Annotated in this window: 13 protein-coding genes and 2 pseudogenes; 11 read left to right on the forward strand and 4 right to left on the reverse strand. The window is 70.3% G+C overall.

Translation table 11 applies throughout. The features are described from left to right. Positions 1–480: 480 nt before the first annotated feature. Complete coding sequence (locus IE98_RS0125810; protein WP_030272859.1) at positions 481–1677, forward strand: IS110 family transposase; 1197 nt, start codon at positions 481–483, stop codon at positions 1675–1677. Between the two features lie 16 nt (positions 1678–1693). On the opposite strand, the pseudogene IE98_RS0125815 reads toward IE98_RS0125810, so the two are convergent. Then, positions 1694–2641, reverse strand: a pseudogene (locus IE98_RS0125815) (IS256 family transposase); the annotation flags it as partial. A gap of 360 nt (positions 2642–3001) precedes the next feature. Here IE98_RS0125815 and IE98_RS0125820 point away from each other — a divergent pair. Beyond that, the gene (locus IE98_RS0125820; RefSeq protein WP_030272862.1) at positions 3002–3661 is read left to right on the forward strand and encodes a pyridoxamine 5'-phosphate oxidase family protein; all 660 of its coding nucleotides are present in this window, start codon (positions 3002–3004) and stop codon (positions 3659–3661) included. A gap of 223 nt (positions 3662–3884) precedes the next feature. Here the strand turns inward: IE98_RS0125820 and IE98_RS51110 are convergent. Beyond that, a pseudogene (locus IE98_RS51110) lies at positions 3885–4322 on the reverse strand (transaldolase family protein); the annotation flags it as partial. Positions 4323–4479: 157 nt separating this feature from the next. Here IE98_RS51110 and IE98_RS43065 point away from each other — a divergent pair. The 8 genes from IE98_RS43065 (at position 4480) to IE98_RS0125865 (ending at position 11198) form a co-directional block, all read left to right on the forward strand. Then, complete coding sequence (locus IE98_RS43065) at positions 4480–4914, forward strand: phosphoadenosine phosphosulfate reductase family protein (RefSeq protein WP_267882365.1); 435 nt, start codon at positions 4480–4482, stop codon at positions 4912–4914. A gap of 111 nt (positions 4915–5025) precedes the next feature. Beyond that, positions 5026–6045, forward strand: a complete 1020-nt coding sequence (locus IE98_RS0125835) for a single-stranded DNA-binding protein (RefSeq protein WP_030272864.1) — start codon at positions 5026–5028, stop codon at positions 6043–6045. 380 nt (positions 6046–6425) lie between these two features. Further along, a complete protein-coding gene (locus IE98_RS0125840) occupies positions 6426–7151 on the forward strand; it encodes a hypothetical protein (RefSeq protein ID WP_030272866.1) in 726 nt (241 codons plus the stop codon). Positions 7152–7433: 282 nt separating this feature from the next. Then, on the forward strand, positions 7434–8297 hold the full coding sequence (locus IE98_RS0125845; protein ID WP_159401053.1) for a replication-relaxation family protein: 864 nt from the start codon (positions 7434–7436) through the stop codon (positions 8295–8297). A gap of 131 nt (positions 8298–8428) precedes the next feature. Then, positions 8429–8887: a hypothetical protein gene (locus IE98_RS0125850; protein WP_030272870.1), complete on the forward strand. Its 459-nt coding sequence runs from the start codon at positions 8429–8431 to the stop codon at positions 8885–8887. Between the two features lie 631 nt (positions 8888–9518). Continuing rightward, positions 9519–10112 (forward strand): hypothetical protein, encoded by a 594-nt coding sequence (locus IE98_RS0125855; protein ID WP_159401054.1) that lies wholly within the window; start codon positions 9519–9521, stop codon positions 10110–10112. Between the two features lie 91 nt (positions 10113–10203). After that, on the forward strand, positions 10204–10638 hold the full coding sequence (locus IE98_RS0125860; RefSeq protein ID WP_030272874.1) for a hypothetical protein: 435 nt from the start codon (positions 10204–10206) through the stop codon (positions 10636–10638). Further along, on the forward strand, positions 10635–11198 hold the full coding sequence (locus tag IE98_RS0125865; RefSeq protein ID WP_159401055.1) for a hypothetical protein: 564 nt from the start codon (positions 10635–10637) through the stop codon (positions 11196–11198). The genes IE98_RS0125860 and IE98_RS0125865 overlap by 4 nt, the downstream gene beginning before the upstream one ends. Before the next feature lie 563 nt (positions 11199–11761). Here the strand turns inward: IE98_RS0125865 and IE98_RS0125880 are convergent. Both IE98_RS0125880 and IE98_RS45030 read right to left on the reverse strand, forming a co-directional pair. Beyond that, positions 11762–12214 carry a hypothetical protein gene (locus IE98_RS0125880; protein WP_159401056.1) on the reverse strand — a complete coding sequence of 151 codons (453 nt, stop codon included), beginning with the start codon at positions 12212–12214 and terminating at the stop codon, positions 11762–11764. A gap of 246 nt (positions 12215–12460) precedes the next feature. Continuing rightward, complete coding sequence (locus IE98_RS45030; RefSeq protein WP_052390968.1) at positions 12461–13030, reverse strand: ATP-binding protein; 570 nt, start codon at positions 13028–13030, stop codon at positions 12461–12463. Between the two features lie 309 nt (positions 13031–13339). On the opposite strand from IE98_RS45030, the gene IE98_RS0125890 reads away from it, so the two are divergent. After that, positions 13340–14626, forward strand: coding sequence for a hypothetical protein (locus IE98_RS0125890; RefSeq protein ID WP_030272886.1), 1287 nt, complete (start codon positions 13340–13342; stop codon positions 14624–14626). The last annotated feature ends 25 nt before the right edge of the window (positions 14627–14651 follow it).

A 14651-nucleotide genomic window follows, 5' to 3' on the forward strand; every position in this document is an offset into this window, starting at 1 on the left:
GCCACGCGGTACGACAAGTTGGCCGTGCGCTACGAGGCGACCGTGCTGGTCGCGGCCATCAACGAATGGCTCTGACCAGCACTTTCGAAACACGCCCTAAGGCACAGGTCGTGTCCCATGAAGTGGTGTAGTGGTCGTGCGCCAACAGTCATGAAGTGGGCGGGAGTTCGTCTCGGCCAGGGTTGGCGGGGTAGATCTTCTCCATGCTGGCCTCGGGCAGGTAGCGGCGAGGGAACGCGATCCATTCGTCGTGCTCTACCTTCCTTCCTGGGCTCGCCCCAGCCATTCGTAGGGTTGGGGCACCCAGGGGAGCCGGGTGTGGCTGTCGTCGTGCTGCCGATCGTGGCTCGAGATGCTTGGCCGTCCGGCTCCCCACGACGACTCGGCCGCCGATTGGGAAGTGCGAGAAGGTCGCTGCGTAGAGCAATGCCGGCGAGGTCGTCCGTGGTACGCAAGGTAGGAACGACCTGATGGAGCACGATGAGCCGGATATGGGTGGGAACCGACTGCGGCAAGACCCACCACCACTGCCTGGTCCTCGATAGTGAGGGCGAGGTCCTGTTGTCGCGGCGGGTGGCCAACGACGAGCCGGAGCTGTTGCAGGTGATCGCCGACGTGCTGGGCCTCGCCGGCGGCACTGCGGTGACGTGGGCCCTGGACATGACGGGCGGCGAGCCCAACCTGCTGATCGCGTTGCTGGCCGCCCACGGCCAGGAGCGGGTCTATATCCCCGGTATCGCGGTCAACCGAGCCACCGATGGCTACCGCGGCGCGGGCAAGACGGACGCCCGCGATGCCCGGGTGATTGCTGACCAGGCCAGGATGCGCCGCGACCTGCTGCCCGTCCGCCTCGATGATGAAGCTGTCGTCGAACTGCGTCTGCTCACCGACTACCGGGCCGACCTTGTCGCCGAGCGGACCCGTGCCACCAACCGCCTGCGCTCCCTGCTGAACAGCATGTTCCCCGCTCTGGAACGGGCTCTCGACCTTGGCAACACCGGGCCGCTGCGGCTGCTGACGGGCTACCAGACGCCGGCGGCGATCCGTCGCGCGGGCGCCCGACGCCTCGCAACGTGGTTGCGGAACCGGAAGGTCTACTCCCCGGACGCTCTCGCGGCGAAGGCCGTCGAGGCCGCCGGGCGGCAGCACACCGCCGTCGCCGGGGAGAAAGCGATCGCGAAGATGGTCCACACCTTGGCGGAGGAGGTGATGGCCCTCAACGAGAAGATCACCGAGACCGACGAGCTCATCGAGGGCCGGTTTCGCGAGCACGAACTCGCCGAAGTGATCAGCTCCATGCCTGGAATAGGTCCGACCCTGGGGGCTGAGTTCCTCGCCGCTGTCGGCGGCAGCCTGGACGCCTTCCCCACGGCGGACCGCCTCGCGGCCTTCGCCGGCGTGGCTCCGGCTCCCCGGGACTCGGGCAAGGTCAGTGGCAACCTGCACCGCCCGCAGCGCTATCACCGGCGCATGCAGCGCGTCTTCTATACCTCCGCGCTGGTCAGCATCCGTTGCGATCCCAACTCCCGTGCCTTCTATGACCGCAAGCGCGCCGAGGGCAAGCGGCACGTCCAGGCCGTGCTGGCCCTCGCCCGCCGCCGAGTCAACGTTCTGTGGGCCCTGATTCGTGACGGCCGGTGCTACCAGGTCACACCGCCCGTCACCACGGCGGCTTGACATCAGCATTGGGAAGCATCTCGAACAGCACGGCGGTGACCAGCCGCAGGAGCGCGTCGTCGTTGGGGAAGACCTGGACGACGTCGGTGCGACGCTTGATCTCGCGGTTGATCCGTTCCAGCGGGTTGGTGGACTGGATCTTCTTCCAATGTCGTTCGGGGAAGGCGGCGAAGGCGGTCAGGTCGTCCTTGGCCTCCAGCAGCATCTGGCTGACCTTGGGGAACTGCTTGCCGAGCATCTCGGCGACGGTGTCGAGCTGGGCCCGGACCGCGGCTTCCGCCGGCTGGGCGAAGATCGTGCGGATCGTCGCGGCGACCATCTCACCGGCATCCTTCGGGATCACCGCGAAGGCGTTCCTCAGGAAGTGAACCCGGCAGCGCTGGTAGGCGGCGCCGAGCATGACCTTGCGGATCGCCTTGACCAGACCGCTGTGATGGTCGCCGATGACCAGCCGGACCCCGGCCAGCCCGCGTTCGCGTAGGGAGCGCAGGAACTCGGTCCAGAACATCTCGGTCTCGCTGTCGCCCACCATCAGGCCGAGCACTTCCCGGCCGCCGTCCTCGGTGATGCCGGTGGCGACGACCACGGCCCGGGAGACGATCTGGTGGTTCACCCGCGCCTTGCAGTAGGTCGCGTCGAGGTAGACGTAGGGGAAGCGGGTGTGGCCGAGCGGCCGGTCGCGGAAGGCGGTGAGCTGTTCGTCCAGGTCCTGGCAGATCCTGAAGACCTCGCTCTTGGAGATCCCGGTGTCCGCGCCGAGGGCCTTGACCAGGTCGTCGACCGAGCGGGTGGACACGCCCAGGACGTAGGCCTCCATGATGACCGCGTAGAGCGCCTGGTCGATCGCCTCGGCCTCGATCAACTCCTGCAGCATCCGCTGGGCGAGCGCCCTGATCAACTCGATTCCATCCGCCGTACGCAATGACTCCATGAGGCGGAGTAGGTCAGACTGGGACAAGGCCATCGCGCACCTCTCACTCAACGAGCCTTCCTACTCGGAGAGTTGCGCGATGGCTCCTTCATGACCAGGGGTTACACCAAGATCCCTGCTACACCACTCGGCGGGACGCCATCAAGGCACATTTCCAGCCGGCAGGACGCGGTCCGGGACTCACCCCCGATCAGACCTCACGTCCCGGCGTCAGCGCTCAAGCCCATCAAGTGCACCTTTCCGCCAGCTGCGGCTCTCGGCGACGTCGGCCAGGATCGTTCGATCCAGCGGACCGGTGTGGTGCCTGGTGCAGGAGGCAGAATCGAAGAAGAGCCGACCTCTACGTGAGCTGTGGGCCCGGTTCGTCCGTCTCCGTGCGCCCAGGAGGACATCATGGATAAGAACGCTGCAGGCCCAGCCGATCCCGAGGTCCTGCACCGAATCGAAGTCCGGCGCAAGCAACTCGGGATCGCGGAGGAGGAGCTGGCACGCCGGGTGCGCATGTCACCGGCCTACTTCCACGATCTTTTCGAAGCCCCAGCCGACTTCGACCCGGGCGGCCTGCTGCGCATCGCAACGGAGCTGGGCATGAGCTACGGGGAACTGGTGGAAGGCCGCAGCGACGCTCCTCCCGGACAGCATGGGCCAGCCCAGAACCCCGTTCTCATGAGACTGGCATCCGGGGAATGCTGGGGGCAACTAGGCACCCATGGAATCGGCCGAGTTGCCATCTGTGGCCATCAAGGCCCTGCCGTGCTTCCGGTGAACTACCTCGTCGACGGCACGACGATCGTCTACCGGACCGACCCGGCGCGGGCTGCAGCCGTCGGGCCCGGCGACGAGCTTTCCTTTCAGGTGGATCACTTCGACGAGTACCAACGTGGTGGCTGGAGCGTCCTCATCACCGGCACGGCCGAGCACGTGGACGATCCGGATGTCGTCCAGCATCTCGCTGCGCAACCCGGCGGAGAGTCCTGGGCTGGTGGTGACCGACGCCTGTGGATCCGCATCATTCCTTCCGAGATCAGCGGTCGTCGGGTGCACGGTCTGTGACACGCCGGGTGCCATCAGGGGCTGGTCCCACCGATACCGCCGGATACAGTGGGCTGCATCCCGCGGTGCATTGCGTCCGCGCGCGGCCGGCGGCGTCAACGGCTGGTCTACCCCGTAGCGAGCGGATGTGCGATGGCGGGGTACGGCGAGCCAGGTCCCGCAGCCACTCGACCGGGTGCACGTCCTCCTTGCGCATCCCCGCCGCCAGACGCGGTCGACGGGCACCTCGCTGAAGCGCTGGTTGTCGATCCGCGGTCACGAACAGGTTCGGCCGATCCACCAACCACCACAGCGCCCGCGCCTCAGCCACGGTGCGCGCGTATCGTGCGCCAGCCTTGGATCCACCTCGATCGACACCCGCCCGTCGGGCCGTCGGTGGCCTCGCACACCGATCGCAGCACGTCACAGGCCCAGCGCACATCGGAGGTGGTCAGCATGCGCAGCGACTCCTCCATCCCACCCGGCGGGAGGCCAGCTCGCTGATCTGACGGTCATAGCGGTCGCTGCCCCCGATGGCCCGGGCGAAGATCGTCGGGTTGGTCGCCACCCCGACCACGTGCCGCTCGCGCACCGTTCGGGCCAGGCTGGCGTCGACCAGCCGTTCCCGGCTCAGGTCGTCCAGCCAGATCGACACCCCGGCCTCGCTCAGCCGGTAGACCATGTCCTCCTCCGCGCCCCTGGGGCAACACGGGCAGGCACCCCTCGGCCAGCATCACCGCCCCGGCGCGGCAGCGCAGGTCGAAGAACGCCCATCCCGGTGATCCCTACAGAGGTCACTGTCCGTATACACGCGGTGGAGACATTCGGCAGAATCGAGTATTGCTCGCCGCCAGCAGCCGGTGATCGCCGTGGACCGGTCCGCATCCAACAGTCTGCGGACCGTGGTGCGCTGGCACCCCATTCTCGGCTGGTCCGAGGAGCAGGTGTGGAAGCGGATCGCCGAGTCGGGCGTGCGCTACCACTGGGCGCACGACGCCGGCATGGAGAGATTGTCATGTTCATTGTGTGTGCTGGCCACACAGAAGGACTTGGTCCTCGCCGCGCGCCTGCGCCGGCCGCTGGCGGCGGAGTACGCGGAGGCGGAGAAGCGCATGGGACATCGGTTCCAGGCGGCACGGTCGATCGCTTCGGTGCTGGCGGAGGCCGATGCACTGAACGCGGAGTTCGGGCCGGTGACCTGGCAGCGGGGTGACGCGCTGCGTCGGCACCTGGGCGAGGCGTACGCGCGTTCCTACTTGGCGCTGGCCGCATAAGCGCCTTTCAATTGTGGTATGCTTCTAACTGTCGGCAAGGGCCGGCCCCGGGCGGTGGTGGCACACCGCCCGGGCACTCGATCCAAATCCTTAACCCACCCGGGAGGACGCATGTCCACCACCGAGACCGTGGAGCCGCCCGACGTGGGCGTCCGCCTCGACGTCCAGTTCCACCGCCGCTCCCCCACCCTGCTGGTCCTGCAGGCCACCGTCGTACTGCCCTGGGGCAGGGAGCAGTTTGCGTTGGCGATGCCGACCGCACCGCAGGGAAGCGCCGCGTGGCAGTGCGCCCAGATCGCGCTGTACCTGCACACGGTCCGCGAAGGTGCTGTCGAGCCGGGCGCGGCCGCCCTTCGCGATTTCCTGATCGCGCGGCCCAGCGCGCCGACCTTCGTGTGGGACTACCGACGTGAACCGCTGCACGACAGGCGAGTGGAGTGCCTGCTGAACCTGGTGGTCGAACCGCATTCCAAGGGGGTATGGCCGGGCGCGTCGCTGGTGGTCATCGAGTGCGAGCGGGGCCCGGCCGGGTTCTACCGGAAGCGGAGCTGGGGAGGAGCCCGCGAGATCGCCAGGGAGGCGCTGGGCGAGATCGAGGGTGAGCGAGACGCGCTGCTCGCCCTGAGCAACCGGCTGAAGTCCCCCGCCCTGACGAGTCTGGCCGAGGACGCGGCCGCCCTGGCCGACCAGGTCGCCCTTGTGTGGCAGGCGGTCCATGGCGACGAACAGCGAGCCCACGCCAAGCGCGCCCGGGCTGCGGTGCGCGGCGCCGCAGCGGTCGAGCCCGAGGAGCAGACGACGATCCTTCTCTCCCCCGAGGCCCCGCTCGTCCTGAACGGCACCATTGCCCATGTGTCGCAGGTCGAAGACAAGGGGGAGAAGGTCACACGGCTCCTTCTTGAGCCCGACAAAGTGCACCGGGAGGACCTGGCCGCCGTTCCCGGGCAGTTGATGTGCCGCCTGGAGGGTCGGCTCGCGGACCAGGCCGCCCGGTCCGGGCTTCAGCCGGGCGACCGGGTGGCGGTCTGCGGCCGCCTGGAGGTCCGCCATTACCGCGCGTCGGACGGGATCCCGCGCTCGGGCCTCGTTCTTGCCGCCGAGGGCTTCGGCTTCGGCGCCTTCACAGGCTGACCCAGGAGGAGGGCTTCCGGCCGCGTGGGCCGGCCGGGGTTTCCGGCGGCCGGCCCACGCTTGCCAGGCATGTCCACCGCGGGATACCGGGGCCTGCACGCACCGTTCCGAGCCCCACCTCGGTCGTCCCGCAGTACTCAATTATGGGATCTGCTGCTCAGTACGGCCGGCGCCCTACCGGAAGGCAGGCAAGGCCAGCATGGCGCGATTCCGCACGTCAGGGACGGGATTCTCCGAGCCAGTAGCACTTGATCATCGCGGCAAGGGCCTACCGGTTCAACGGCCGGCCTCGCCTGCCCACTTTCGCAAGACTCTAAATGTGGTAGCTTCTACCTGTCGCCCGGGGCATGTGGCCCCACCTCATCGTGAAGGAGCCCTCAATGATCCCCGCCGGCCACCTGCCCGCCGACGACGAGACCGCCGCCGGCCTGTTCGGCCTGAGCGTCAGCCGCTACCGAGCCAACAAGACCTGGGAGCAGTTCCCCACCACCGTCAAACCCCTGCAGCGGCAGGGTGCCAAGGCCCGCATCTACGATCTGGCGCAGCTGACGGTCGTAGCCCGCAACGCGAAGGCCACCAAGGAAGCCGCCAAGAAGGGCGAGGTCGCCTTCCAGGAGGAGATCCCGCTGATCTCGAGGGACCCGCAGATCCTGGTAGCGGGCGCCGCGGTCCCGACCCTGAAGGACGACGTCGAGCTCCAGGCCGGCGACCTCCTCGACCGCGACGAGGCCTACGCAGCGATCCCGGAGGCAAACCGGCCGGCGTTCAGCACCTGGCTGAGGATGATCGCCCCGCCCAGCGGCGGCGCCAAGACGGAAGGCCCCGAGCCGACCCAGATCCTCAGCGGCAACAACCGCCTCTGGTCCTACGGGGCGATCCTCGACTGGAACTCCAAGCGGACTCCGGTGCACGCCACCGGGCACGGCTACCACCGGCCCAAGGGAACCAAGGAGACGAAGCCGCGGGCGCACGTCGTGGCGCGCACCGAGGAAACCCGCCGGCTGCTCGCCGAGAACCCGGGCCTGACGAACGAGGACCTCGCTGCCCGCCTCGAAGTCAGCGTCCGCACCGCGGAGAAGTACCGCGCCGCGGCCGAGGAGCTCTGACGCCGGCGCCGGCCCGCACGGCCGCGGGCAGCGCCGGCACCTAGAACTCACCGCCCCATCAACTCGACGCACGGGTGCCTGACCTGGCCAGATACGCAAACTCACCGGTCATGCCCAAGCAAACTCACCGGGCGCAGCTGCGCCTGGCGGCGTTCTCACCGCCGAACTCACCGACGGGTGATCCCGACTCGTTACCCGGGCTGCGGGCGCCGGGGAGGTTTCCGGTGAGAGCGACGGGGTTTGCTGCGGTGTCACGATGTCGAGCTACCGCAGGGGCACCCCTTGTACGACCGAAAGTTCTTGTGCTCGCTGTTCATGCACCGGATGGCGACCGCCGCGCAATTGCACGAGCTGGTCTCCCCCGATGCCCACATCACGCGCACTCGGCGCCGGCTGAACGAACTCCGTCGGCAGGGTGTCGTCGACCAGGCCGTGGTCGATCGGCGGAAGGCCGTTTGGTACCTGACCGAGCGCGGCCGCACGATCGGGTCGCGCCTCGACGAGCTCGACCACCGTACGAGCCCACCGGCACCGGAGGACCCGTTCGAGGCGAGGATGCGCAGCGAGCACACCCTGGCGGTACTGGACGCACATCTCGCGTTCCTGCAGGACGCGCGCCGTCGCGGCGACGAGTACGGGTACTTGGACTGGGAGCCCGAGATCTACCACCGGGTCGTCGAGCAGGGAGCGGACGCTCTGATCGCGGACGCCCTGATGCGGTACACCGTCGTGGACCCGGAGCGGGAACTGCACCGGGCGTTCATCGAAGTGGACCGGGCGACCATGTCGTCGGAGTCACTGGCTCGGAAGCTGCTCGCGTACGCGCGGTTCCACCAGCTGGTTCCGACGCCGGTGCGGCAGCGAGGGTTTCAGGCCCAGTCCTCGGTGCCGGTGTGGAAGAGCCACTACCCGGCCTACCCGCGGATCCTCTTCGTCCTGGCCGAGGGAGGGCCGGCGGCTCAGGCGCGCCGCATCCGGGACCTGCAGGCGCTGGCCCAGTCGAGCCCGCTGGTCGAGCTGATGTTCCAGACGGTGCGCGCCGGGGTGGCGAGCTTGAAGGAAATGCAGGAGGCAGGGCCGTCGGCGCCGGTGTGGGCGTCCCTGGTGGATCCGCAGCGAGCGAGGTGCGGGTGGATGGAACTGTGACGGGCCGCTCCCGGAGCTGAGGTCCAGCCCCTACCGCTGATCGGTGCGGGCAGGGACGAGGCTTCGACACCCGCTGGGTGTCGGGCCGACGGACAGGACGAACCATTGGCAACGTGGACAGGAGATACAGGATGAGCCACGCACTCCAGATCAACGCCGACATGACTGTCGCGAGCGTCGAGCTGCCCGATGAGCCTGCCCTGCGACAGCGGGCAATCGCGGCGCGGCTGAGCGGTGCCGCGGACCAGGCCGTGTACCACCGGCAGGCGCTGATGTGGGTTCACGGAAACGGCGCCCGCGAAGGGTTGCCGGCGAACTTGGTGGCGACCGCAGTCGCCAGTGCCTGGCGCGGACTCGACGTAGGCGCCTCCTACTTCCTGCACGGCCGTGTCCTGGTCACTGGGGCGGCGAACGGTGACGCCGGCCCCCTGGAGGAGAAGCTCGTCGGGCAGGTGTGCGCCGTTGCGGCGGCGGTCACCGCGCAGATGGCCGCCTTCCGGACATCACCGCCAGCATCGAACGAGGCGGCGTGGGGTGCGATCGTCCAGCGGGCCTTCGAGGCCGTGGCGAGTCTGAAGAGTCCGGCGTAGGGCAGCCCGCCCCGATCGAGCGGGGTTCATGCGGGGTTGGTGCGGGAGCAAGTGGGCCGTTCCGCTGTCCGAGAGGTGAGTTCAATGCGCTGCGGCTGTGGCCGGGACCTGGTGGGGTCCCGGCCACAGCCGCATCAACGGGCTGCTGGAGGTCGTGGGGCGGCCTGGCGGGCAGGCCGTGCCCGACGGTCGGAGGAGCGCCGGCTGCCGGGAGCTGCGCAGCTGGCGGCGTGTGGGGGCGGGGCTGGGGGTGCGCCGGACTGATGTGTCGGATGGTCCGGTGGGTGGTGTCTGGTTCCGGCCAGCGACGCCGGGAGCTGCGCCTCAGTGGCGAGCTGCAGCAGGTACTTGCCGAGCATGACGGCCTGGTCCAGTTCCGGGCCGATGCCAGCCGCGCCTGGGCGGAGGACCGGTTGGTTGGTCGACCTGGTCCCGCTCGCCCGCCGGTACCGCCAGCACCTGCAGCTCGGCGACGACCTGGTCGACGCGCTCCACAGGATCGAGGACTTCGCGGACCCACCGCGGCTGGGGCAGCGGCGCCGACCCGCGCGCCGACGGCCACGTGCCGCCGACCCGCAACGGGCACCAGGTGCCGTGGGGCGTCGACCCGGACGTGCCAGCCCGCGGCCCCATGCGGACCCGGCACGACATCTGGGCGATGCTGCGCCGGCACTTCCCCGGCTCCAAGTCGTCCCGGTGCACGGTCGCGGCGAACGAACTCGTCCGCCAGGTCCTGGAGCCAGCCGTCCAGCCGCGCGAGGCGAACGAGCTGCGCGCCGCGATCTCGGAGGCCGTCACCGCCGGCATCCGGCGGCCGCTGGAGCAGCACGATCAGCAGTGGGTGGTGGAGTCCATCCTGGGCCAGGTCGTCGTCGGCCTGGCTGGCGACCGAAACCTCCTGGCCGCGGCTGTAGCCGACGTGCTCCCCTTCCACCAGGACCACGACGGAACCTGCCCGGAGTACGGCTCACCGAGCCCGTGCCCACCCTGCGGGCGGTCGGCGGCCTGGCCGAGCGGCCACGGGCGGAGGCTGTTCTGCCCGTCAGCGGATAGTACGGAGAAGCGGCGTGGCCCCCGGCCGGTGTGGACGGCGGGGGCCACGCAGGCCTTCGGGCACTCCATGACGCGCCGCGCTCGACCGTCTGGGACTGCGAGCGGGCTTGACCTCGCCCGGGTGCCGCGAAGAACCACGGCCCGCCGGCAGGCGGCCGCGGTAGCACCGTAGCCCACGGGTCCGACAACGCCCGCCACTCAATCGGATGACGCAGCGCACGAAGCGCAGCCCCAACGACCGGCGCCGCCGATACTGTCCGGCCGTGACCTCCACTTCCATCACCCCCGCGGGCCGGGGCGTTGCCGCTACCCGGCTGGCGCCGGCCGCCGGCATCCTCATGGCTGCCGCCGTGTGGGGCTACGTCGGGTGGGACGCACTCCCCGCCCTCACCGAGCACGGCCAGCTCAGCACCATCGAGGCGTACGGCGCAGCCGCCGTGCTGCTCACCCTGGCCTGGTCGGCCGGCCACCAGCTGCACGTCGCCGGCCGCCGACTGCTGATTCTGCCGACCGTGGCCCTCACCGTCGTTCTGCTGCACATCGCCCACCACCGCGAGCAGGGCGCCGAGTTCTTCTACGGCTGGGCGCCGGCGTTCGGCGAGGGCACCGCGTTCGTCATGCTGGGCGTTGCCATGCCCGCCTTCATCGCCGGCACGATGTGGCGGCCGGACACCGAGACGAAGGAGACCAAGGCGTGAGGGTGCCCTGCAGGGCCCCGGTCCTGGCCGCGACGGTCGATGCCGTCCTGCAGGCCGCCAGATTCCAGCCGCACCAGGGCCTGGACCGGCGGGACGGCGCGGTCGTGCCCGCCCGCTCCGGATACGTCCTGGAGCCGGGCGACCGACTCGGAAGCCTGCGCCTGTCCTACACCGACATCGGCTGCGACGAGGACGTGGAGAGCGTCGCTCACCTCGACATGCGCAACGCGCTGAACGCCGCCGACGGCCTAACCGCCGAGCAGATCGACGCCTCCGGGGCCCGCAACGTCGCTGTGCACATCACCGCCGACCGGGCCGCGACAGCCGCCGACGTCGAGCTCCTGGACGCCGCCCGCGACCGGTGCCTAGTCCGCCACGGCGGCCGCTGGCGCACCACCAGCGTTGCGGCGGACAACCGGCCGGACGGCCAGATGCTCTCCGACCTGATCTTCGCCGGCTGGATCGCGCGGGGGAACGACGGCCACGCCGAGCTGACCGCCGACGGCGCAGCCGCCCTCGCAGCCCTGCAGACGGTGCCCTCCGTCGACCTCACCATCTGACCGCCTCGCCCGGCGGGTGCTCCACCCGACGCGGCCGGCGGCCTCCCTACACCGGGAGGGTAGCGCCGCCCCCGCGCGCGAGGTCTGGCAGACGGTTCCCAACAGCATCGCCCGGACAATGCTGCTGCAGCTGCTGATCACGGTGCGCTGGGGCGTCGGCTCCGACCACGGCTGGCTCACTCCCGCCCAGACCGTGGCGCTGGTGAGGCAGCTCGTCGTAGCCGGGACAGCCGTCTGGCCCGTCTCTGAGCCCGGGAGTTGGGCACACGTAGTGGCCGAAGGACGGGACCGCCCGGCACGGTGAGGTGTGCGGGGCGGTCACTTGGCCGACTGCGCGGACCAGCTGGCCGAGGCGGCCGCCGAGCTGTCTGCGGCAGCCTCGGCCCTGGCGTGCCGGCCCCGCAGGGCCGGGTGGTGCTCTGTCCGCGCGCCGCTGCCAGCGGCGCGGAAGTCCTCGAGCGTTCCCGCCCAGTGGGGCAAGGGCGGGGGCAGGCCTGCGGCTGCGCGCCGCCGACCGGTCACGGCCACCACTGCGGCGAGGAACGGGGTGGCGTAAGGGTCCATCAGCCGGGCAGCTCCGCGGGGCGGCCTTGGTCAGTCTCCGGCGGCAGGGCGGTGGTGATGAAGGCGCGCGCGGAGGCGAGGGCGGCGCAGACGGTGCGCAGGTGCTGGAGCGCCACGGCCGGCAGGACGGTGCTCAGCTCGTCGGCGGCGTCGAGCATTCTCACGCACCTGGCCATCACGACGCCGGCCGCCTGCCGCTGGTGATCGCCGACATCCGCCAGCAGTGCGGCGCCGACGTCGTCGCAGTGCTCGGCGAGCTGGAAGATCGAGCCGGCCGGCTTCTCCAGTGGAACGCCCCACCAGCGCAACAGATCGCTGATGCACACCAGCGCCTCGGCCGCGGTCAGCCGCGGCAGCCCGCTGAGCGTCCGCTCGGCCGGCCAGAACAGGTCCGGCCATTGCTGCGCCGGACCGGGGTTCACCGGGGCGGGAAGTCTCGCCTCTGCTGGCATCGGGACGTCGTGTCCTTCGGGTGTGGAGTGGTCGGAACGGGGAGGGCCCGGGGCCCCTCGGCCCCGGGTCCTCCCCGCGGGAGGTCGCGCTGCGCGCCCCCGACGGGAGACGTACGGGGCGTGCAGCGCTGTCCCGCCCGGTGGGGCGGGGTCTGGGTCCGGTGGCCGGCCGTGGTGAGGAGGATCGGCCGGCCACCGGGGCCGCGTAGTTGCCGTCGATCGCCCGCTCGCGGGCAACTACGCGCCTCAGCCGGCAAGCGCGGGGACCAGGTGCTGGCCGCGCGCTCGCCGGGGCAGCGCCGTCCCGCCGGGGGTGGGGATCGGCGCCAGGGGCCGCCCCGCGGGAAAGCCGCGGTGCGGGGTCTCGGGCTTGCTCTGGGCGATCGGCCGGAAGGTCTTCACCTGTGCCTCGTCGGGGCGGGGCCGGTCGGCCGCGATGTCGAACCAGACGACCTTGCCGGCGCCTTCGGGGTACCAGCCCCAGGCCTTCGCCAGGTCTTCGACCAGGGCCAGGCCGCGGCCGCTCTCCGCGAGATCGACAAAGGCCTGCTCGGGCCTCCGCGGGCTGTTGTCGGTCACGGTGACGTGCAGCCGGTCGTTCACCCAGGCGAGGCGGACGGTGCACGGCCCACCGGCGTGGAGGAGAGCGTTGGAGACAACCTCGCTGAGGCACACCTGCAGGTCGCTCAGGGCGTCCTGCGTAAGGGGAAGGTCGTGCTCCCGCGCCACATCGGCGGCAAGGTCCCGGGAGGCGCGGACGTCCTTGGTGGACTTCACGGGCCAGGAGTACCCCTGGTGGGGCCACAAGGGGCTCATCTGGACCTCCGACGGTTCTCGACGCGGGGATGGGTGGCGGCCGTTCATGGTGGTCTGCGCTTGGGGACGGGCGTATGACGGGGCGTCCGTGCTGCGGAGCGGCCGGCTTCCGTGACGATGTCGGGCCGCTCCGCAGCGCCGGGACCATTCCAGCGCCGGAGGCAACGGCCCGGCGATACAACGGAGCGGCCACTTAGCGGCCACTTAGCGGCCATATGCGTGTGGACAGGGCCTTTTCGGTACGGCGCCCCTGCCTTCGAGCAAGATCACGCAATAGGGTTGGTTCGTGACGATGTGTAAGGAGCCGGGATGAGCTCCCCCGGGCGGAACGAACTGCTCCTGGCCGCGCGGCTGCGCAAGCAGTGGATGACACAGGCCAGGGCCTGCCGTGAATGCACCGACGTGGGCAAGGAGTTGCTCGGCAAGCCCAGCTTCGAGATCAACCCGCGAAGCTGGCGCCGATGGGAATCGGCGAACCCCGGCGTCCCGCGTGATGACGCCGTTGCGGTCCTGTGCGCCGTCTTCGACACCACCCTCGACCGACTCGGCTTCGCCTTACCGGTCGACCTCTCACTGACTGGCGCATTCGGCGGCAGCGGGGCGAGTATCAGCACCGTGAACCGACGAGACGTCCTCACCACCGCCCTGAGCATGCCGTGGCTCTCCCCCTCCTCTCGCTCCACCGATGCCCCCCGCGTGGGCGTGGACGACGTCGAGGAACTGCGCGCAACGATCAGCGACCTCGACGCGATCGACCAGAGATTCGGCGGCGACCTCCTGTGGCGATCCGCCCAGCAAACCCTCCGCCAGGTCCAGTTCCTCCGCGACCGCGGCATCTACAGCGACGACGTCGGGACGGAGCTGCACCTCATCTCGGGCTCCCTCACCACCAGCCTCGGATGGTTCTGCTACGACGCCGAGCAGCAGGAGAAGGCGCGGGCCTACTTCTCCGAGGCCTTCAACACCGCCACGCTGTCGAGTGACAGGCCACTCGCGGTGCGCACGCTGTCGAACATGGCGCGGCAGGCCGTCGACCTCGACAAGCCGCGCGACGCCGTCCTGTATGCGCAGCACGCCGCTACCCTCGCCGACGGGTGGGCCCCCGCCCGGGTCCACGCGCTGCTCGCCGTGCGTGAGGCGCAGGGCTTCGCGCGGCTCGGCGACGCGGACAGCACCAGCGCGGCCCTGCTGCGGGCCTGGCGGGCGTTCGAGCGCGGCGCCGGCGACATGGATCCCGACTGGGCGGCGTTCCTGAACGAGGCCGAGATGGTCTGTCTCGAGGGGATGTGCCGCAGCGATCTCGGGCAGCACCAACGCGCCGTCGGCCTGCTGGAGCGCTCGGCGCAGATCCAGGACGCCGAGCACGGCCGGAACCTCGGCATGTGCCTGGTCCGTCTGTCGAACGCGGCCCTCGCAGCCGGCGACCTCGACCAGTCCATGGAGGCCGCGCAGGCCTCGATGCGGCTGATGGCCGGAGGCATGACGTCCACCCGGAACCGGCGTCAACTCGGCCTCGTCGGCCGCGGCCTGGCCAGCCACCGCAGCAACTCCCGGGCGCGAGACCTCGCCGCCGAGATCGCCGCCCACGCAGCCTGACCCCGAACCGAAGGAAGACCCGCAC

The organism is Streptomyces sp. NRRL B-24484 (genome assembly GCF_000717715.1).
Lineage (GTDB): Bacteria > Actinomycetota > Actinomycetes > Streptomycetales > Streptomycetaceae > Kitasatospora.